Annotated in this window: 18 protein-coding genes; 11 read left to right on the plus strand and 7 right to left on the minus strand. The window is 69.8% G+C overall.

Annotation, left to right across the window (positions count from 1 at the left end; all coding sequences use genetic code 11):
- Nucleotides 1–46: 46 nt before the first annotated feature.
- The 4 genes from Psi02_RS19160 to Psi02_RS19175 form a co-directional block, all read right to left on the minus strand.
- Complete coding sequence (locus Psi02_RS19160) at nt 47–880, minus strand: class II glutamine amidotransferase (RefSeq protein ID WP_203975957.1); 834 nt, start codon at nt 878–880, stop codon at nt 47–49.
- 80 nt (nt 881–960) lie between these two features.
- Complete coding sequence (locus Psi02_RS19165) at nt 961–1,266, minus strand: hypothetical protein (protein ID WP_203975959.1); 306 nt, start codon at nt 1,264–1,266, stop codon at nt 961–963.
- A gap of 161 nt (nt 1,267–1,427) precedes the next feature.
- Nucleotides 1,428–2,702, minus strand: coding sequence for a cytochrome P450 (locus Psi02_RS19170; protein ID WP_203975961.1), 1,275 nt, complete (start codon nt 2,700–2,702; stop codon nt 1,428–1,430).
- Entirely contained in the window at nt 2,699–2,902 is a 204-nt protein-coding gene (locus Psi02_RS19175; protein WP_203975963.1) for a ferredoxin, read from the minus strand. Before Psi02_RS19175 ends, Psi02_RS19170 begins: the two co-directional genes overlap by 4 nt.
- Before the next feature lie 327 nt (nt 2,903–3,229).
- Between Psi02_RS19175 and Psi02_RS19180 the strand changes: the two genes are divergently transcribed.
- The 3 genes from Psi02_RS19180 (at nt 3,230) to Psi02_RS19190 (ending at nt 6,205) form a co-directional block, all read left to right on the plus strand.
- Nucleotides 3,230–4,651: an aldehyde dehydrogenase family protein gene (locus Psi02_RS19180; RefSeq protein WP_203975965.1), complete on the plus strand. Its 1,422-nt coding sequence runs from the start codon at nt 3,230–3,232 to the stop codon at nt 4,649–4,651.
- Between the two features lie 14 nt (nt 4,652–4,665).
- Nucleotides 4,666–5,739, plus strand: a complete 1,074-nt coding sequence (locus tag Psi02_RS19185) for a Zn-dependent alcohol dehydrogenase (RefSeq protein ID WP_203975966.1) — start codon at nt 4,666–4,668, stop codon at nt 5,737–5,739.
- A gap of 274 nt (nt 5,740–6,013) precedes the next feature.
- A complete protein-coding gene (locus Psi02_RS19190; protein ID WP_203975967.1) occupies nt 6,014–6,205 on the plus strand; it encodes a ferredoxin in 192 nt (63 codons plus the stop codon).
- On the opposite strand, the gene Psi02_RS19195 is transcribed toward Psi02_RS19190, so the two are convergent.
- Both Psi02_RS19195 and Psi02_RS19200 read right to left on the minus strand, forming a co-directional pair.
- The gene (locus Psi02_RS19195) at nt 6,198–7,724 is read right to left on the minus strand and encodes an MFS transporter (RefSeq protein ID WP_203975968.1); all 1,527 of its coding nucleotides are present in this window, start codon (nt 7,722–7,724) and stop codon (nt 6,198–6,200) included. The two genes, Psi02_RS19190 and Psi02_RS19195, sit on opposite strands and share 8 nt — an antisense overlap.
- Nucleotides 7,725–7,838: 114 nt before the next feature.
- Entirely contained in the window at nt 7,839–8,462 is a 624-nt protein-coding gene (locus Psi02_RS19200) for a TetR/AcrR family transcriptional regulator (protein ID WP_203975969.1), read from the minus strand.
- Between the two features lie 140 nt (nt 8,463–8,602).
- Here Psi02_RS19200 and Psi02_RS19205 point away from each other — a divergent pair, with 140 nt between their 5' ends.
- From Psi02_RS19205 to Psi02_RS19230, 6 genes are all read left to right on the plus strand, one after another.
- A complete protein-coding gene (locus Psi02_RS19205; protein WP_203975970.1) occupies nt 8,603–9,772 on the plus strand; it encodes an acyl-CoA dehydrogenase family protein in 1,170 nt (389 codons plus the stop codon).
- A 1-nt stretch (nt 9,773) separates the two neighbouring features.
- On the plus strand, nt 9,774–11,912 hold the full coding sequence (locus tag Psi02_RS19210; RefSeq protein ID WP_203975971.1) for an acetate--CoA ligase family protein: 2,139 nt from the start codon (nt 9,774–9,776) through the stop codon (nt 11,910–11,912).
- A 335-nt stretch (nt 11,913–12,247) separates the two neighbouring features.
- Nucleotides 12,248–13,567 carry an MFS transporter gene (locus Psi02_RS19215; protein WP_203975972.1) on the plus strand — a complete coding sequence of 440 codons (1,320 nt, stop codon included), beginning with the start codon at nt 12,248–12,250 and terminating at the stop codon, nt 13,565–13,567.
- A gap of 292 nt (nt 13,568–13,859) precedes the next feature.
- Nucleotides 13,860–14,489 carry a TetR/AcrR family transcriptional regulator gene (locus Psi02_RS19220; RefSeq protein WP_203975974.1) on the plus strand — a complete coding sequence of 210 codons (630 nt, stop codon included), beginning with the start codon at nt 13,860–13,862 and terminating at the stop codon, nt 14,487–14,489.
- A gap of 285 nt (nt 14,490–14,774) precedes the next feature.
- Entirely contained in the window at nt 14,775–16,262 is a 1,488-nt protein-coding gene (locus tag Psi02_RS19225; RefSeq protein ID WP_203975976.1) for an MFS transporter, read from the plus strand.
- A gap of 133 nt (nt 16,263–16,395) precedes the next feature.
- Nucleotides 16,396–17,172, plus strand: a complete 777-nt coding sequence (locus tag Psi02_RS19230; RefSeq protein WP_203975979.1) for an SDR family NAD(P)-dependent oxidoreductase — start codon at nt 16,396–16,398, stop codon at nt 17,170–17,172.
- Nucleotides 17,173–17,189: 17 nt separating this feature from the next.
- Here Psi02_RS19230 and Psi02_RS19235 read toward each other — a convergent pair whose 3' ends face one another.
- The gene (locus tag Psi02_RS19235) at nt 17,190–18,041 is read right to left on the minus strand and encodes a MaoC/PaaZ C-terminal domain-containing protein (RefSeq protein ID WP_203975981.1); all 852 of its coding nucleotides are present in this window, start codon (nt 18,039–18,041) and stop codon (nt 17,190–17,192) included.
- Between the two features lie 214 nt (nt 18,042–18,255).
- Here Psi02_RS19235 and Psi02_RS19240 point away from each other — a divergent pair, with 214 nt between their 5' ends.
- Together Psi02_RS19240 and Psi02_RS19245 are read left to right on the plus strand one after the other, a co-directional pair.
- Complete coding sequence (locus Psi02_RS19240) at nt 18,256–19,134, plus strand: SDR family NAD(P)-dependent oxidoreductase (RefSeq protein ID WP_203975991.1); 879 nt, start codon at nt 18,256–18,258, stop codon at nt 19,132–19,134.
- Between the two features lie 9 nt (nt 19,135–19,143).
- Nucleotides 19,144–19,941: an SDR family NAD(P)-dependent oxidoreductase gene (locus tag Psi02_RS19245; RefSeq protein WP_203975993.1), complete on the plus strand. Its 798-nt coding sequence runs from the start codon at nt 19,144–19,146 to the stop codon at nt 19,939–19,941.
- Nucleotides 19,942–19,958: the final 17 nt, after the last annotated feature.

Raw genomic sequence — 19,958 nt, forward strand, 5'->3', positions numbered from 1 at the left:
GGAGCCGGTCCACGCGCGGATTCGCTCCGGGCGTCGATGCTCTCCGCTACGCGGGCTTCGGATGGAATGGATGCATTTCGAATAAATTGTGGCTGATCACCGTGTAGGTCGACTCCGGTGCCTCGATCCACTGGCCGGGCAGGTCACGCAGGGGTTCGGACACGATGACCCGCGCGTCGCCGGACAGATCCACGCGCATGAACACTTCGGGATGCAGGTCCCGGAGGCACTGTGTGGTGGTGCTGTGGAAGAGCGATCGCGAACGACGCTCGGTGGAGTAGCGGAACGCCCACAGCCGCTCGCCGTCCGATGTCGCCACCGTCATCTGGACCGGGTGCTCCACGCCGTGCGCCCGTCCCGTCTTCTCCACGAAACCGACCATGCGCTCCACCGCGGCCGGCGGATCCTCGCGCAGCCCGAACGTGAGCGCCAAGAAGAACATGACCTCCGAATCCGTGGACCCCTCGATCGCCGGAAACAGTTCCGGTTCGACGGCCAGAACGAGGTCGCGTTTGAGCCGGCCGAACTGGGAGATCGCGCCGTTGTGCATCCACAGCCAGTTGCCGTGGCGGAACGGATGGCAGTTCGTCTGCTGTACGGCCGTCCCGGACGACGCGCGCACGTGGGCCATGAACAACGGCGACCGGACGTGGCGCGCGAGTTCGCGCAGGTTCCGGTCGCCCCAGGCGGGCTTGGTGTCCTTGAACACCGCGGGCGGCACCTCGACGTCGTCGTAGTAGCCGACCCCGAACCCGTCGCCGTTGACCGTCTCCGCGCCGAGTCTGGCGTGGAGGCTCTGGTGGATCAGCGAGTGCTCCGGTTCGTAGAGCAGCTTCTCCAGATTGATCGGCGAGCCGGAATAGGCCAGCCAGCGGCACATATGTCCTGTTTGCCCATGAATGTCATGCATGGAACTGGTTCGACCGAATCCGGACGTAGGGGGCCTACGGGGAGGCGCAGTCACTCGTGCGTCGAGCGAGCGCCCTGGTCGGTGAGACCGGGGGCCTCCTCGTGACCGAAGGTGATCACGATGTCCCTGCCGTTGGCGTAGCTGACCACAGGCCGCTGGAGCATCTCGCCCACCCTGCGGGCGACCGCCTGGAACAACTCCACCATCTCCTGGGTGTCGGCGGTCACCCTGAACCGCCCCTTCGCGACGAGCGTCTCGGCGACGTAGGGGACGAAGCCCATCTCGCTTCGAGCCTTTTCCTCTGCACTGAGAGGGGTGCGCCGGGGTGCGGGCTGCGTGCCGAGAGGGTGGGGCATCGCTGTTCTCCTCGTGATCGCCGTTCGTCCAGCATGCCATTCGCACGTCCCCTTCTGGACCGCTGCCGAGCATGGGGAGCCGGCGACCTCGACCATCCCACCCGTTCGCCGCTGCGGACACGGGGGACCGTCCGCAGCGGCGCCGTCGCGGTGAGCAGGGTTCAGCCGATGCGCAGGGGAAGCGTGCGGGGGCCGCGGACCTGGCTGGCGGCCCAGGTCACCGCCTCCGGGTCGTGGAGGCTGAAGTCCGGGATCCGTTCGAGCCAGACCTCGAGGGCGACCCGAAGCTCCATGCGGGCCAGGTGGGAGCCGACGCAGCGGTGGATGCCGAGGCCGAACGCCACGTGCCGGTTGACCTCACGGTCGATGACCACCTCTCCGGCCCGGTCGAACTGGGCCGGGTCGCGGTTGGCCGCCGGGAACGGCAGCAGCACCCAGTCCTCGGCCTTCATGTCGACACCGTTCCAGTGCATGTCCTCCTTCACCAGCCGCGCCATCGTCACCGGGGCGTAGACCCGCAGGAACTCCTCCATCGCGGTCGGCAGCAACTCCGGCTCCGCCACCAGGCGCTCCCGATCAGCCGGCGTCTTCGCCAGATGCCACAGGGAGGCGCCGACGGAGCTCCAGGTGGTGTCGATGCCGGCGATGAGCAGCAGGTTGATCGTGCCGAGGACATGGGCGGGTTCGAGTTTCCGGCCCTGCAACTCGGCGTTGAGCAGGTACGTCGTCAGGTCGTCGCGGGGATTGTCGATGTGGTCGCGGATCTGCGCGAGCAGGTAGTCCGAGAGTTTGGTGAACCGCTCGACGCGCTCCTCGCGCGAGGCGTTGATGTTCTCCAGCGCGTTCTCGACGAACGAGCCGAACTTCTCCGAGTCCTCCTGCGGGAAGCCGAGCATGTCGGCGATGACCCGGGTCGGGATGTGCTTGGCGTATTCGCGTGCGGCGTCGACGACGTCCCGTCCCTCGAAGGCGTCGATGAGCGAGTGGCAGAACGCCCGCGTCCCTTCTTCCTGCCGGGAGACGGCGGTCTTGGTGAAGGCCGGCAGCAGCAGCTTGCGCGCGTCGTGGTGGAACGGCGGGTCGGAGGAGATGGGCGGCGCACCGCCCACCGGCGCGAGTTCCTTGGGGGGCCGGACGTTGCTCACGATGATCGCCCGGGAGGTGAAGTGCTCAGTGTCGTAGGCGATGGCCGAGACGTCCTCGTAGCGGGTGGGCAGCCACGCGCCGCCGAAACGGTCGGTGTGCGCGATCGGGCAGCGCTGCCGCAGGTCGTCCTGGATCGGGTACGGGTCGGCGGCCCACGCGGGGTCGACATGGGAGAAGTCGGTCGCCCAGTCGGAGACGGGATCGGTGACGATCTCACTCTGGTAGCCGCTGAGGAACCGTTCCCTCCGCGATTGTTCGAGGTCGTCGCCGAAGCGGTCGTCCGCGGTCATCGTGAGGCTCCTTCGACGGCGATGGCCCGTTCGGGACAGTTGGACGCCGCGAGGCGTGCGCCGGGCTGCCGGCCCGGCGACACGGCGCCGTCGCCCAGGACCATGCCGTAGCCTTCGTCGTCCTCGCCGAACAGGTCGGGGGCGAGGTCGTAGCAGCGGCCGTGCCCGTGGCAACGTTCGGAGTCGATCTTCACTTTCATTGCCTCGTTCCCGTCTGTGTCGTTCCTGTCTGCGTTGTGCTCTCCGGGCCGTGAGTGGTGCCGGTTCGGGTGAGGGCTGTCAGGACGCGGGACGACCGCTTGGGGGTTTCGGCGGGAGCGGCACCGGTGATGCGTCCCATGGCGGTATCAAAAAACCGTTCATTTGATATGTCAAGGCTCGACGCCGGAGCCGGAGGCGGACCCCCCCAGGAGTTTCCGAGCTTCGTGACGCTGACATGAGTCGCGACTTCACACACTTTCGGCGGCGTGCTCTAATGCTTCTAGAATCAAAATCTAGAATCATCTTCCGATAGTTGAGGATGGGGCATGCCGTACCGGATCTATGTCGACGGTGAGTGGGTGGCGGCGAGCGGCGGCGAGGCGATCCCCGTGGTGAATCCCGCCACCGAGGAGGTCGTCGCCGAGGTGCCGCGCAGCGGCGTCAAAGACGTGGCGCGGGCCGTGGAGGCCGCGGCCGCCGCGCTGCCCGCCTGGGCCGCCCGCCCTGCCGCCGAGCGGGCCGCGCTGTGCGCGGCCGTGGCCGGCGCGTTGAAGGAGCGGGCCGACGAGCTGGCCGACACGATCGTGAACGAGCTGGGCATGCCGCTGCCGCTGACCCGGCTCATCCAGGTGGGGGCGCCCATCAATACCTTCGCCTCGATGCCGGAGGTGGCGGCCGGGATCGACTTCGAGGAACGGCTCGGCGGCTCGGTGGTGTACCGCGACCCGATCGGCGTCGTCGGCGCCATCACGCCCTGGAACTATCCGCTGCACCAGATCGCGGCCAAGGTGGCTCCGGCCCTGACGGCGGGCTGCACGGTGGTGCTCAAGCCGAGCGAGGTCACGCCGCTCAACGCGTTCGTGCTCGCCGACGTGATGCACGAGGTCGGATTCCCGCCCGGTGTGTTCAACCTGGTCTCCGGCACCGGACCCGAGGCGGGGGAGGCGCTGGCCGCGCACCCGCTGGTCGACATGATCTCGTTCACCGGTTCCACCCGGGCCGGGCGGCGGGTCGCCGAGCTGGCCGCGGCCGGCGTCAAGCGCACCGCGCTCGAACTCGGCGGCAAGTCGCCGAACGTGCTCCTCGACGACCTGGACGACGCCGCCTTCGAGGACGCCGTGCGCAAGGGCGTGGGGGCGTGCTTCCTGAACTCCGGCCAGACCTGCTCGGCGCTGACCAGGCTGCTGGTTCCGCGAGACCGCCTGCCGGCCGCCGAGCGGATCGCGGCCGAGGAGGCGCGGACCTACTCGCCCGGGGACCCCCGCGACCCCGGCACCCGGCTCGGCCCACTGGTCTCGGCCGTGCAGCGGGACCGCGTGCGCGAGCACCTGCGCGCCGCGGCCGAGGACGGAGCGACGACTCTCACCGGAGGCCCCGACGCGCCCGACGGGCTGGAGCGCGGCTTCTACGTGCGGCCGACCGTGCTGACCGGCGTCGCCCCCGAGTCGCGGATCGCCCAGGAGGAGATCTTCGGGCCGATCCTGGTCATCCTGCCCTACTCCGGCGAGGACGAGGCGGTCCGCATCGCCAACGGCACCCCGTACGGGCTGGCGGCCGGTGTCCGCGCCGCGGACCCGGAACGTGCCCGCCGGGTCGCCAGGCGGCTCAGGGCCGGGCAGATCCGGATCAATGACGGCGCGCACAACGGCCTGGCCCCCTTCGGCGGCTTCAAGCAGTCCGGGTACGGCCGCGAGTACGGCCGCTTCGGCCTGGAGGAGTTCCTCACCACCACGTCCGTGCAGCTCTGAACCGGGGAAGGCCCATGCGAGGCGTCATCCTGCGCGAAGTCGGAAAACCCGTCGAGGTCAGCGACCGGCTGACGTTGCGGCGGCCGGGTCCGGGAGAGGTGCGGGTGCGGCTGCGCGCCGCCGGGGTGTGCCACTCCGACCTGTCGATGTGCGACGGCACGTTGCCCGCGCCGAGGCCCTTGGTGCCCGGCCACGAGGGCGCGGGGGAGGTGGTCGAGCTCGGGCCGGGAGTGGCCGGTCCGCCGGTCGGCACGCACGTGATCCTCTCCTGGATCCCACCCTGCGGGTCCTGCTACTTCTGCCTGGGCGGTCAGCCGAACCTGTGCGTCACCGCCCGAGCCGCCGCGGGGCCGCCCACGCTGAGCCTCGGTGATGAGCAGGCCCACGCCGCGCTCGGCGTGGGCTGCTTCGCCGAGGAGACGGTGGTCGACGCGCGGGCCGCGATCCCGATCCCGGACGACGTGCCGTTCGACGTGGCCGCGGTGGTCGGCTGCGGAGTGCTGACCGGCGTCGGCGCCGTGGTCAACACCGCCGGGGTGCGTCCCGGGTCGTCGGTCCTGGTGATCGGCTGCGGCGGCGTCGGGATCAACGTGATCCAGGGCGCCAAGCTGGCCGCCGCCGCTCCGGTGCTGGCCGTGGACCGCCTCCCCGGGAAGCTGGAGATCGCCCGGCGGTTCGGCGCCACCCACACGACCACCCCGGACGGACTGGCCGACGCGGTGAACGAGCTGACCGAGGGACGCGGGTTCGACTACGCCTTCGAGGTCGTCGGCCGCTCGGCGACCATCAAGCAGGCATGGCAGGCGACCCGGCGCGGCGGGACGACCGTCGTGGTGGGCGCGGGCAGCCTGGAGGACCAGGTGTCCTTCAGCGCCGCCGAACTCTTCGCGACGGAGCGGCGCCTGCTCGGCTGCCTGTACGGCTCCGGCGACGTGCGCACCGACTTCGGCCGCCTGCTGCGGCTGTGGCGGGCCGGGCGGCTCGACCTGGACGGGCTGATCAGCAGGCGCATCACGCTCGACGACGTGGGCGACGCGTTCACGGCGATGGCGTCGGGCGAGGTGATCCGCTCGCTGGTCATCTTCTGAGCGGCGTCTGACGGGCGTGCCTGCCGTCCCCGCCGTCCCGGCCGATGCGCGACCACGTGGGCGAGCGCGCCGAGCGGCCGGCCGAGTTGGTACGGTCGGCCCAAGACGGCGGCGAGCGGGATCAGGCCCTGCCGCCTGACGCGCCGGCTCACTTTCTGCCTGTTGCTTTCCCTGGGCAGCGCGTTGATCACGCCGGACCTGCACGCCGTCGACGACGATGAGTGGGGGACGTCGCTCGCCCACCTCCGACGACACACAGAGCGGAGCACCCGCGATGAAGATACGCATCGATCCTGAGCGGTGCCAGGGGCACGGCCGCTGCTACGACCTCGCCCCTGAACTGTTCAGTGAGGACGACGAGGGCTACGGCCAGGTCATCGGCGACGGCCTGGTGCCGCCGGACAAGGAGCGCGCGGCCCGCCTGGCGGTGTCCAACTGCCCCGAACGCGCGATCGAGATCAGTTAGCCGTCCGAGATCCGGTGACGGGCCGGTAGGAGGGGCTCTCGTCGTCCAGCGGCGCCGTCCGGGTGGCGCGCCTTCTGCCCAGGCAGGTGAGCACGTTCAGCGCGGCGACGGCCGTCATGCAGCCCAGCGTCCACCGGTAGCCGGTGATCAGGTCGGCGACGGCGGCGGGCGAGACCTGCGACAGGGTTCCGGCGAAGACGGAGTCGTGCAGGACGGCGGGGAGCGGGACGGTGATGACGGACAGGACCATGGCGGTGCCCACCACCCCGCCGGTGTTCTGGAGCATGAGCCGCATGGCGTTGACGATGCCCAGCCGGTTGGAGGGGATTCCGTCGAGCAGGACCGTGGTGTTGGAGGGAAGGAAGAGGCCCGAGCCGAGGCCGATGAGCACCAGGAACGCCGCCATCGAGGCGTAGGGGACGGTCACGGAGATCGTGCAGAGCAGTCCGGCCAGACCGGCGGTGGTCAGCGAGGCGCCCATGACCGTCACGGTCCGCGGGCTCAGTCGTCGCTGCAGGAACCCCGACGTCACCGATGCCGCCATCGCCGCGATCGACAGCGGCAGCACCTTCAGCGCCGCCGGCACCGGATCCTCGCCGTGTACGGACTGGAAGAACAGCGACACCAGGAACACCACCCCGATGCGGGCCACCGAGTTGAGGAACGACGCCGCCGTGCCGAGGGCGAACGGCGGATCGCGGAACATGCGCATGTCGACCACTGGATGACGCGCCCTGCCCTCGCGCAGGACGAACAGCGGGAGCGCCAGCACGAAGACGGCCAGGCCGCCGGAGACCAGCGGATGGCCCCAGCCGAGCCGGGTCACCTCCGACAGCGCCAACAGCAGCCCACCGAGACCGGCCAGGACGAGCACGTTGCCGGGCAGGTCGAGGCCGCGGCCGCCGCCGGCGGATCGTCCCCGGGGCAACACCAGCGCTCCCCACACCAGGCAGACCAGGCCGATCGGCACGTTGTACCAGAACACCCACCGCCAGCCGAGGTGCTCGGTGAACAGACCGCCGACCGTGGGACCGACGAGCTGGGCTATGGAGAACGACGCGGTGTAGACGCCCATGCCCTCGCCCAGCCTGGACCGGGGGAAGGCGTCCGTGACCAGGGCGGCGCTGTTGGTGAGCAGCATGGCGGTGCCCGCGGCCTGCAGGACCCGCAGCGCCACGATGAGCCAGGCGTTCGGTGCGAGACCCGCAAGAAGGCTGGCCAGGGTGTAGGTGGCGAGGCCGGCGAGGTACATCGTCCGGCGGCCGAACATGTCGGCGAGCCGGCCGAACGCCACCATGAGCACGGTCGTGGTGAGCTGGAAGGCGATCAGGATCCAGGCCGCGGCGTCGGCGCCGGCGTGCGTCTGCCGTACGACCTGGGGGAGTGCGACGTTGAGCGCGCTACCGCCGAGTGCGGTGAGCACGCTGGCGAGGCTGACTACTGACAGGATGCGCCAGGCGCGGCGGAGCCGCTCCCTGTCGTCACCTACTTCGGCTGACTCGTCCGTGGTATTGGTCATCGTTCGACCGACATGATCGCGCTCCCCGTCTCTCCGGCATCTCGAGTCGTCCAATTCTAGATCCAAATACTAGAATTGTGCTCGGTTTGATTCGGAGGGGGCCGGATCCGGCGGTCAGGTGGTCGGATCCAGTTGCGGGGCGAAGCGGCGGATCAGGGTGATGGCGGCTTCGATCACCTCGTCGGCCTCGGACCGGGTTTCGCAGACGGCCACCTCGCGACCGGCCTCGCCGATGACGACGGTGAGGACCGCGGCGGTGAGGTGATCGAGGGCGGTGTCGCCGGCGCCGAGGAGGACGGCGTTCTGACGGACCCATTCACGGCCGCGGGTACGGCGCATGAGTTCGAAGCCGGGCGGGGCGTCCCCGTCCATGAACAGCCGCGTGAGGTCGCGCCGCTCCCACGAACCCTGCAGGTAGGCGCGGGCGCCGGCGATGAACTGTTCGACCGGGCCCGTGACGCCCGCCTGCCGCGCCTCTGCCACGCTGGACACGGCGGCCTGCTCGTGGGAGCTCTGATGGTCGTCCCAGAGGGCGAGGAACAACTCGGTCTTGCCGCCGAAGTGGTGGTAGAGGCTGCCCACACTCGAGCCGGCCCGTTCGACCACGTCGGCGACGACGGCGTCGGCGAAGCCGTGTTCGGAGAAGACCTCGCGGGCGGCGTCGAGCATGCTCCGGCGGGTCTGGGCGGTGCGGCTCCACTCCCAGGAGCCGCCCTTGGCGGTGGACTTGCGGGTCATCGAAGCTCCCTGCGTCAGCGGGGTCCCCCAGGGGTCCGCAATTTCTAGAATCAAATTCTACGGCACGGTTGACACGCCAGGAGGCCGGAACCCATTCTGGAACCAATTCCTAGACGCTGATTCTAGAAATGAGTCGGACCATGGACTTCTCCCTGAGCACCGAGGAACGGCAGATCCGCGACACCATCCGCAGCTTCATCGAGAGGGAGGTCATGCCGCTCGAACCCGACGTACTGCGCAACGAACGCGCCGGCCGCCCCGGGCTCGAGCCCCAGGTCGTACGGGACCTGCGGCAAAAGGCCAAGTCGATGGGTTTCTGGGGGATCAACACCCCCGAGGAGTACGGGGGAGCCGCCCTCGGCCCGCTGATGTCGGCGATCATCGCGATGGAGATGGGCCGCACGTTCGTGCCGTTCACCTTCGGCGGCACCGCGGACAACATCCTTTATGCGGGCAACGACGACCAGAAGCGCCGCTACCTGATCCCGACCATCGAGGGCGAGCGCCGCTCCTGCTTCGCGATCACCGAGCCGGGCGCGGGCTCCGACGCCCGCAACATCCGCACCCGGGCGGTCAAGGACGGCTCCGAATGGGTCATCAACGGGGAGAAGACGTTCATCACCGGGGGGAACGAGGCCGACTTCGTGATGGTGTTCGCCGTCACCGACCCGGACAAGGGCGCCGACGGCGGCGTCACCTGCTTCCTGGCCGACCGCGACATGGGCTGGAAGTCCGAGCCGATCCCGACGATGGGCCAGTGGGGCCCGGCCTCGCTGGTGTTCGAGGACGTACGAGTGCCCGAGGAGAACATCCTCGGCGAGTTGGGCAGGGGCTTCGAACTGGCCATGCAGTGGATCGGACAGGGCCGTTACATGATCCCGGCCCGCGCCATCGGCTCGGCCGAACGCATGCTGCAGATGGCCGTCGACTACGCCAAGATCCGCCAGTCCATGGGCCACCCGATCGCCGAGTACCAGGCCATCCAGTGGATGATCGCCGACTCCCAGGTGGAGATCGAGGCCGCCAAGTGGCTCACCCTGTACGCCGCATGGCGAGTGCAGCAGCGCATGGACGCCCGGCACGCCTCCTCGATCGCCAAGCTGAACGGCGCGGTCATGGCCAACCAGGTCGTCGACCGGGTGCTGCAGATCCACGGCGGCATGGGGTACACCAAGGAACTGCCCATCGAACGCTGGTATCGCGAGCTGCGATTGCTGCGCATCTTCGAGGGCACCGACGAGATCCAGCGCCGTACCATCGCCCGCAACCTGCTCAAGGGTCATGCCCGCCTGGGCACGATCGGGGAGTGACATGCCTGTCGCAGACCTCTTCAATCCCCGGTCGGTCGCGCTGGTCGGGGCCACCGACAAGTCGGGCTGGTCGATCAGCACATTGACGAACCTGCGCATGCACGGCTTCGCCGGTCCGGTCCACCTGGTGAATCCGCGCGGCGGCGTCGTCCACGGCGAGCGCGCCCACACCAGCCTGTCGGCCATCCCCGAGCCGGTCGACCTGGCCTACGTGATGGTGCCGACGACGGCGGTGCTGCCGGTACTGGAAGAGGGCGCCAAGCTGGGCATCCGCAGCTACGTCATCCTCACCGCGGGTTTCGGCGAAGTCGGCCCCGAGGGCGCCGCGATGGAGGCGGAGATCGCCGACTTCATCCGGGAGAACGGCCTGACCGTGCTGGGCCCCAACGGCAACGGCTTCATCAACGCCGCGGCCGGCATCACCCCGTACGGCCTGCCCATCCCGCCGCCGCTGCTGCGCGGCTCCGTGGGCGTGGTGCTGCAGAGCGGCGCGCTGGCCAGTTCGGTGCTCGCCTTCGCCCAGGCCCGCAACATCGGCATCAGCCTGCTCACCTCGATGGGCAACGAGACGACGCTGACCGTCACCGACGTGATGGACTACCTGGTCGACGACCCGGCCACCACGTCGATCGCGCTGTTTCTGGAATCGGTGCGCAACCCGGCCGAGTTCGCGCGGGTCGCCCGGCGGGCGCTGCTGGCGGGCAAGCCGGTGGTCGCGCTGAAGATCGGGCGCAGCGCGGTCGCGTCGCACACCGCCCAGGCCCACACGGGTGCGCTGGTCGGCGACGATCGGGTGATCGACGCCGCGTTCCGGCAGCTCGGCGTCCTGCGGGTGCGGTCGCTGGAGGACCTCATCATCACCGCGGGCCTGCTGGCGGAGACCGGGCCGCTGCCGGGGCGGCGGATCGGCGTGGTCACCCCGTCGGGCGGAGCGTCGGAGATCATCGCGGACCGGGCGGAGGACGAGGGGCTGGAGCTGCCGTCGTTCGCGCCGGACACGGTCGCCAAGCTCGAACAGATCGTGCCCGCCTTCGCGACCGTGCAGAATCCGCTGGACGTCACCGGCTACATCCTCATCGACAGGACCCTGCTCGGCCGCGCCCTGGAGGCCGTGTCGGCCGACCCCGGCATCGACGCGATCATGCTGCTCACGGAGCCGCCCCGCACCGCCCCGCGGGACCCGGCCGCCACACTGGCGCTGTACGCGGCCAACGCCAAGCGGATCGCTGAGGCGCCCGTCCCCGTCTTGGTGGTGTCGAACGTCCTCACCGACGTCACCGAGTTCGGCCGTGCCGTACAGGAACAGACCGGCTTCCCGCACGTCGCCGGCGGCATCGAGCACGGCCTGCACGCCATCGGCGCCGCCGTCCGCTGGTCGGAGTATCACCGTGCCGCGCTGGCGGGCGAGGCGGCCGGGTCACCTCCCGGGCCTGCCGCCCGTCATGTCGTCGGCGATGTCGCCCGCCACGTGGAAGGGGCGACCGGCGTCTGGGCCGAGCACCGCGCGGCGACCTTGCTGGCCGAGGCCGGAATTCCGATGGTGCCCTCCGAACCCGTCCACGACGAGGACTCGGCCGTGGCGGCGGCCGACCGCATCGGGTATCCGGTGGTCCTCAAGGCATCCGCCGAGGGACTGGGGCACAAGAGCGACATCGGCGGGGTACGCCTCGGTCTCACCACTCCGGATCAGGTGCGCCACGCCTACCGTGAGGTCGTCGCCGCCGCGACGGCCGCGAGCACGGGTCCGCCCGTGCGGGTGGGCGCGCTGGTCCAGCCGCAGCGCTCCGGCGGGGTCGAGATGCTGGTCGGGGTCGTCCGCGACCCCGGGTGGGGCCTCACCCTGGCGGTGGGGCTCGGCGGGGTGTGGGTCGAGGTGCTGCGGGACACCGCCCTGCGCGTTCTTCCGGTGGGCGCCGACGAGGTACGGCTGGCGCTGACGGAGCTGCGCGGGGCGCGGCTGCTCCAGGGGGCCCGCGGCACCGAGCCCGCCGACCTGGACGCCGTCGCCGATGTGGTGGTGCGCGTGGCGGACCTCGCCCAGAGCCTGGGGGAGCGGCTCGAATCGCTGGAGATGAACCCGCTGCTGGTGGCGGGCTCGCGGGTGGAGGCCCTGGACGCGCTGATCACCTGGCGCGGGTGAGCATGCGCGGGGCCGTTCGCCCTGCGCCGATCCCGCCCGAGTGAGCACCGCCGTGATGACCGCCGTGCGACACCGGTCATCACGGCGGTCTTCGCCATGGAAACACGCCTGCCGTACATGCCGGTGTGAGTGCGGGACCGCCGGCCGCCGGGGTTCGACGGCAGGCGCCCATGCGAAGCGCATCCCCGAAGTGCGTCCCTCGGCGATGACGGGCAGGACTCTCTCACAGCCCCTTGACTCGGACAGTGAGAGAGCGGACGATCCGTAGAAATAAATTCTAGAGTCTCCCTCTAGAACTGGTCACCAGAGCCCAGCTCGACCAGAAAGGCCTAGTCATGAGACTGTCCTATGTCCGTGAGCTCGGCGAGTATCCGACCGGCGCCCGCCGCATGAAGATCCTCACCATGGCCGTCCTGGCCATCCTCATCGGCTCCTACGAAGCACAGATCGCGCCCGTGGTGCCACTGCTGCTCAAGGACCTGCACATGTCCCTGGCGACCTACGGTGCGGTGTCAGGGGTCGCGGTGGTCGCCGGCGCCATCGCCTCCGCGGTGGGCGGCAGGCTCACCGACCGGCTCGGCCGGGTGCGGCTGCTGGTCCCGCTCATGCTCCTGACGGCGGTGTGCTGCTTCGCGATGACACTCGTCAACAGCCCGCGCGACCTGCTGATCGCCCGGATCGTCCTGTCCTTCATCGACGGCGTGGCGATGGCGAGCACCGCGCCGCTGGTGCGCGACTTCTCCCCGCGACTCGGCCGCGCGCAGGCGTTCGGCTTCTGGACATGGGGACCGGTCGGGGCGAACTTCCTCGCCGCCGCCCTCGCCGGCTGGACGCTGCCGATCTTCGACGACTCCTGGCGATCGCAGTTCGTCATCATGGGCTGCATCTCCCTGGTCATCTCCCTGGTCATCGCCTTCAACATCGCCGACCTGTCGCCCGAGTTGCGCGCCCGCATCCAGCACACCGAGAGCGACGCCGCCCACGTGGTCGATCTGGCCCAGCCCGCCAGGGTCCGGGCATTGTTCGCCCAGCGCAACATCTGGGCGCACGTGATCGGCATCTCCCTCTGGCTGGTCCTGTACATCACTTTGTCGCTGTTCGGCCAGACCATGCTCGTCGGAGCGCTGGGCATCACCACCGCGCAGGCGTCCACGGTCATGACGGCCTTCTGGATCCTCGACCTGGTCGTGCTGGTCGCCATCGGCCGCATCTCGGACCGGACCGGGCTCCGCAAGCCGTTCGCGCTGGGCGGCACGGTCGTGGGCGTGGTCATCACCGCCTACTTCGTCTATCTGCTGGGTCAGAAAGACGTCTCGCTCGGTCTGCTGATGATCGTGGGCGCGCTGCTCGGCGGGTCGCTCGCCGTCGCGTACGCCCCTTGGATGGCCAACTACTCCGAGGACGCCGAGGACGTCGATCCCCGGCTGCAGGGGACCGCCTGGGGCCTGTTCGGCTTCATCACCAAGGCCGTCGCCGTGGTCGGTCTGCTGATCATCCCGCCGGTGGTCGAGAGCACGAGCTGGCAGACCTGGCTGATGATCTCACTCGGCTGTCTCGTGCTGTACATCCCCACGATCTTCCTGTTCAACGGCCCCTGGCGGCGCGAATCCGTTCCCGCCGCCCTGCCCGCTCCGGCCGTGCTGAAGATGGATTGACGCGGCCGCGATCGGGCGCACTCCCCGGGAGTGCGCCCGATCAGGCGTTTCCAGCGGCCTGGCTTCCGGAGAGTTCGCCGGCGACCGTATGGGGTCCGGCGTTCTTCGGTGGTGAGGGAGAAAGCCGGCCGTCGAAGGTTCACTTCACACCCATTGTCCTGCCGCTTTGATGGGTGCCCAATTTTTTGGAACACGGCTCTGGCAATACCCTCGGATTGGCGACCCGGGAGCGAGAAGCCGCGGGAATTCTACAATTGTGTTCATTCAACGGAACAGTGAATCGGGGGCGGTGATGGCACGCAAGGCGAACGGCGGAGGCGCCTGGCGATGGAGCCGTACTGCGGAGACCCGGCGGGTGCTCCTCAATGCCGCCCGTGAGGTCTTCTGCGAGCAGGGCTTCACCGACGCGAGCATCTCCGATGTGGTGAGTCGCGCCGGTTCGAGCACCGGCAGCCTCTACCACCACTTCGGGGGGAAGGCCGAGCTGTTCCTCGCGTTGTGGGAGGACCATCGGACCACTCTCGAGCAGGCCGCGGCGGCCGCGGTCGCCGCGGCGCGCGCGGACGGCGAGGACGATCCGCTCAACCTGTTCACCGCGGGCGCCCATGCGTTTCTGGAGGGCTCGTGGCAGCGGCGTGACCTGACCCGCCTGTTCATGGACGGGGACGCCCCACCCGGCTTCGAGTTGATCCGTCGCACCAGCGGCCGGGAATGGGTCCGGCAGAACGCGGTGCTCCTCGGCGCCGGCACCAGTTCGGTCGACCGGATGACCGTCATGGTGCTGACCGGGCTCATCGGTGAGGCCGGCCGGGAGATCGCCACGTCGGCGAGCAAGCGGGAGGCCAACCGGATCGCGGACGCCGCGATAGTGCTGATCCGCCGCCTCGACCCTCTCAGTCGTACGGCTGAGCCCGCGACCTGATCTGGCGGGGCCCCGCGGGTATGTCGGCCGTCGCGGAGCCCGGAGTTACCGGACCGCGCTCCGCATCGCGGACATCGCCTGGGTGAGCCGCCCGCGTCCGTCCAGTACTAGGTCGCCGGGCCGGCGCGTGCGCTGTGCCGGCCGGTCTCCCGCTGATCTACCGTTCGCGGCACTGGCATGTCGCGTAGATCGCTCTATTATCGAATCAGATTCTAGTATTGCGCTCTACTATGCCTGCGATGCGGTGTGCGCGACGGGCATCCAGCGTGACCGGGAGGAACGCCGATGTCCGAGCCGACCGAGCAGGCGCGACTGAGTTATGCGTGGCGGGTGTTGTCGGTCGTGAGCTTGGCGAGCATCCTGATCGCCCTGGGCAGCAGTTCGCTGAACGTGGCGCTGCCCGAGGTGGTCCGGCATTTCCATGCCAGCGCCACGGCCGCGAGCTGGATGTTGTTGTCGTTCATGTTGGCCACCACCGTGTTGATGGTGGTGTTCGGGCGGCTGGCCGACATGTTCGGCCGCCGCTCCATGTATCTGTGGGGGCTCGCCACCTACACCGGCTCCAGTCTGCTGCTGGGCTTCTCCCCGGACGAGTGGTACGTCGTGGGCCTGCGGGTCGTGCAGGCGGCCGGGGGCGCGATGTTGCTGACCAACAGCGCCGCGCTGCTCACCGACGCCTTTCCGCGGCGGCACCTCGGCCGTGGCATGGGCATCTACATCGCCTCCTTCTCTGTCGCCCAGCTCGTCGGCCCCACCCTGGGCGGCTTCCTCACGCACCGGTTCGGCTGGCAGTGGGTCTTCTGGTACAACGTGCCCGTGGGGCTGATCTGCCTCGCCTGGGGTTGGGTCACGCTGCGCCGCACCGAGGGATCGGCCAGAGACCGGGGCATCGACCTGCCGGGCAACCTCCTGGTGCTGGTGTCGCTGGGCGGGCTGCTGTTCGGGCTGTCCCAGGCCGGTGACCGCGGCTGGACGGACCCGGTGGTCCTCGGCGGGGTGGTGGTGTTCGCCGGTCTCGTTCCGGTGTTCGTCCGCGTCGAGCGGCGCAGCCGGCATCCCGTGGTCGACGTGGGGCTGTTCGCCGACCGGGTGTTCGGTCTCAACCTGCTGGCCTCGTTCCTCAGCACGGTGGCGAGGATGGCGGTGGTACTGCTGATCGCGCTCTTCTACCAGGCGGTGCACGGTGAAGATCCGGTGTCGGCCGGGCTGAAGGTGTTGCCGCTGTCCGTCGCCATGATGATCGCCTCGGTGTGCGCGGGACCACTGCACGCCCGGCTCGACGCTCGCGTCGTCGGCCTGCTCGGCAATGTCACGGGTACGGCGGGCCTGGTGGTGCTGCTCCTGTGCATCTCCGCCGACGCCGGGTACGCGCCGATCTGTGGTGGCATGGTGCTGGTCGGTGCGGGCGCCGGGATGTTCATGCCCGCCACCGCCACCGCCCTGCTGGACGAACTGCCCGCCCACCGGGTGGGCATCGTCAACGCCATGCGGCTCATGGTGCAGAACGCCGGAGTCGTGGTGAGCAACGCACTGGCCCTGTCCCTGATCACCAGCCCGTTGCCGGCCGCCCTGCGGCCTGAAGTCTTCGCGGGCACCCTGTCCCGTGTCTCACCCGCGGATGTCGGCCACCTGGTCACCGGCTACCGGCTCACGCTGGGGGTGCTGACAGCCGTCTCCCTGCTCGCCGTGCTCGCCTCATTCGGCGGCCGCCGGAAGGCCGGCAGGCAGGACCGCCGGTCCCGGCCCGAGTCGCTGGCCTCCACCACGGGCTGATGTACTAGTGATCGACTGTATTTTAGAATTTTCCTCTAGAATTTGTTTCATGCGAGATCCGCCCGAATGGGCGGGGTCCGGCTCTGCCAGGGCAGCAGAAAGATCACCAAGAAGGCTGGTGCAATTTCTCGTGATGGGCTTTCAAACCGACGACTACGCGGTGGAGTTCAACCGGCGGGTCGTCCTCGTCACCGGCGGCGCGTCCGGAATCGGCCTGGCCGTCGCGCGGCGTCTCGCGGCCGGAGGCGCGGCCGTCGCCATCGCCGACCACAACGAGGCGGGCGCCAAGCAGGCGGCCCAGGAACTGATCGCCGCCGGTGCGCGAGCGCTCGCGGTGCCCGTGGACGTGACCGAACCCGAGTCCGTCCGGGCGGCGGTCGACGTCACCATGGAGGACCTGGGCGGGCTGCACCTGGCCGTCAACAACGCGGGAGTGGCCGGAAACATCGGCGGGCACACGGGCAACTACGACCTCGCGGACTGGCGCCGGGTGATCGCCACCAACCTCGACGGCGTCTTCTACTCCCTGCACTACGAACTGCCGGCGATCCTCGCCTGCGGCGGTGGCGCGATCGTGAACATGGCCTCCGTCCTGAGCGCCAACGGCCTGCCCGGATCCGCGGCCTATGTCGCGGCCAAGCACGGCGTGCTCGGGCTGACGAAGACCGCCGCACTGGAGTACGCGCCTCTGGGTGTGCGGATCAACGCGGTCGGGCCGGGTTTCGTCGACACGCCGCTCCTCGCGGGAGTGGACCCCGAACAGAAGCAGGCGCTGGCCGGGTTGCATCCCGCCGGCCGGATCGGCCGCGCGGAGGAGGTCGCCGAGTTGGTGGCGTTCCTGCTCTCGCCGCGCGCCTCCTTCGTCGTGGGCAGCTACCACCTCGTGGACGGCGCCTACTCCGCCCGCTGACGTCGGGCCGTCCGCGGTCACCCCGGGTCGATGGTCGCGGTGCCCCGGTCGATCACGACCGTGCCGTCCTGCTTGGCGGTGCGGAACATCGCGGTGTCGCCGTCCACCCACATCGACACGGTCAGGGACTCCCCGGGGAACACCGGCGCGCTGAACCGGCCCGACATCGCGGCGAAGCGGGCCGGATCGGAGCCGGCGAGGGTGTGCAGCAGGGCGCGCCCGGTCACCCCGTAGGTGCACAGGCCGTGCAGGATCGGGCGGTCGAACCCGGCGCGCGCGGCGAACGCCGGGTCGGAGTGCAGTGGGTTGCGGTCCCCGGACAGGCGGTAGATCAGCGCCTGCTCCGGGCGGGTCCGGTAGGTGACCTCGTGGTCCGGCGGCACGTCGGGCACCTTCCAGTCCGAGCCCGGCCCACGTGCCCCGCCGAAGCCGCCCTCGCCCCGGATGAACACCGAACTGCGCGAAGTGATCATCGGCTCCGCCGAGTCCGGATCCACCGCGAGCGCCTCGCTGACCACCAGGGCTCCCGAACCCTTGTCGTAGATGCCGGTCACCTTCGAGGTGATCCGGACCGTGCCGGCCGGCGGCAGCGGCCGGTGCAGCCGGAACTCCTGCTCGGCGTGCACGAGCATCGCCCGGTCGAAGTCGCCCAGATCCCGCCCGCGGGCGCCCTGCGCGGCCAGGACCGCGAACGTGGGCAGGACCTGTTGCCGGACGTCCGCGGAGTTCTCCGTCGTGAAGGCCAGTTCCCTGGTCGGATCGTCCAGTCCCGCGCCGACGCCCACCGCGTAGAGCAGGGTGTCCTTGCTGGTCCAGCTCTTCTCGACGGGCTCGGACTCGACGCCGATCACGTCGTGGTTCAGTGACATGTGCCCTCCTGGATGCCGATCCGCCCGGCCCGGAAATCCTAGAATAATGTTCTATTATTGGATTCGCATGGCTTCCGCTGTCAAGACCGGCAGGGATGTGCCGGATTTCCGGCCGGACGATCAGTCCCCTCTTGACAGTGCCACCCGTCGGCCTAGAAGCTAATTCCAGAACTTCATTCTAAAATCATCCCACCGCAGAGAGGCTGGTGTGGCCATGGGCCGGCTGGACGGACGGGTCGCGATCGTCACGGGCGCAGGCAGGGGTATCGGTGCCTCTGTGGCGCGGCTGCTGGCGCGCGAGGGCGCCCAGGTCGTGGTGAACGACCTCGGCGCGCAACTCGACGGATCAGGAACGAACAGCGGGCCGGCGGCGGGAGTGGTCGATGAGATCACCCAGGCCGGCGGCAAGGCGATCGCCGACTTCTCCGACGTCTCCGACCACGCCGCGGCCGAGCAGCTGATCGGCACCGCGATCGGCGAGTTCGGCCGGCTGGACGTGCTCGTGAATGTGGCCGGCATCCTCCGTGACCGGATGGTGTTCAACATGGCCGAGCGCGAGTGGGACGACGTGATCCGGGTGCATCTCAAGGGCACGTTCAACACCACCAAGTTCGCCGCCGCGCACTGGCGGTCGCTGCGCGACGCCGACGCGCAGAACCGGATCATCAACTTCACCTCGGTCTCCGGGCTGCACGGCGCGCCGGGGCAGCCCAACTACGCGGCCGCCAAGATGGGCATCGTCGGGCTGACCTACTCCTGCGCCAATTCGCTGGCCAGGTACGGCGTCACGACCAACGCCATCTCACCCGGCGCGGCGACGCGGATGACCGCGTCGATCCCGGATGAAAAGCGCCGTTCCCCCGCATCCGCCACCGACGAACACTCGCCGGACAACGTGGCGCCGGTCGTGGCGTACCTGGCCGGCTCCGAGTCCGGGTGGATCAACGGGCGAATCCTGCACTCGGCCGGGTACCAGCTGGCGCTCTACGACAACCCGCAGCCGATCAGCCGGATCGCCGGCACCGGCCCGTGGGACCTCGACACCCTGTCCACTCACATCGAGCAAGCCTTCGGCCCGCTGCTCGGCCGCTGAGAGGGCGAGATGGGCGTACTCGACGGCCGGGTCGCACTCGTGACCGGGGCCAGCAGAGGCATCGGCGCCGCCATCGCGGCGCGGTTCGCGGCCGCGGGCGCCCGCGTGGCGGTCAGCGCGCGGACGACGGCGGCGGGCACCAGCCGGCTGCCCGGCACGCTGGGGGACACGGTGGGTGGCATCCGAGCCGCGGGTGGGACGGCGGAGGCCTTCGCGGCCGACCTGTCCGTGCGGGAGGACCGTGAACGGCTGGCCGAGCAGGTGCGCGAGCACTACGGCGACGTGGACATCCTGGTCAACAACGCCGCGGTCACCTACTTCACCCCGGTGGCCGACTTCACCGAGCGACGCCGGGCGCTCATGTTCGAGGTGCAGGTGGCCGCGCCCATGCATCTGGCGCAACTGGTCATCCCCGGTATGCGGGCGCGGGGGAGCGGCTGGATCCTGAACATCTCCTCCGTGGCCGCCCGGCACCCGGTGATGCCGCCGGGCCCGCACGCGGGGCGGGGAGGCACCGTCTACGGCATGTGCAAGGCGGCCATGGAGCGGTTCAGCACCGGCCTCGCCGCCGAGCTCCACACCGACGGAATCGCGGTCAACTCACTCGCCCCGACCCAGGTGGTGCCCACCCCGGGCACGCTGTTCCACCACCTGACCACCGAGGACGACCCGAACGCGGAGCCGCCGGAGGTGATGGCCGCCGCCGCGCTGGCCCTGTGCCGGGCCCCGGCGAGCGAGCTGACCGGTCGTATCGCCTACTCCCAGCAACTACTGGCCGAGCTCGGGATCGCGCGTCCCACTCGCTGAAACCGTCACCGAAGGAG

The organism is Planotetraspora silvatica (assembly GCF_016863315.1).
GTDB classification, from domain to species: domain Bacteria; phylum Actinomycetota; class Actinomycetes; order Streptosporangiales; family Streptosporangiaceae; genus Planotetraspora; species Planotetraspora silvatica.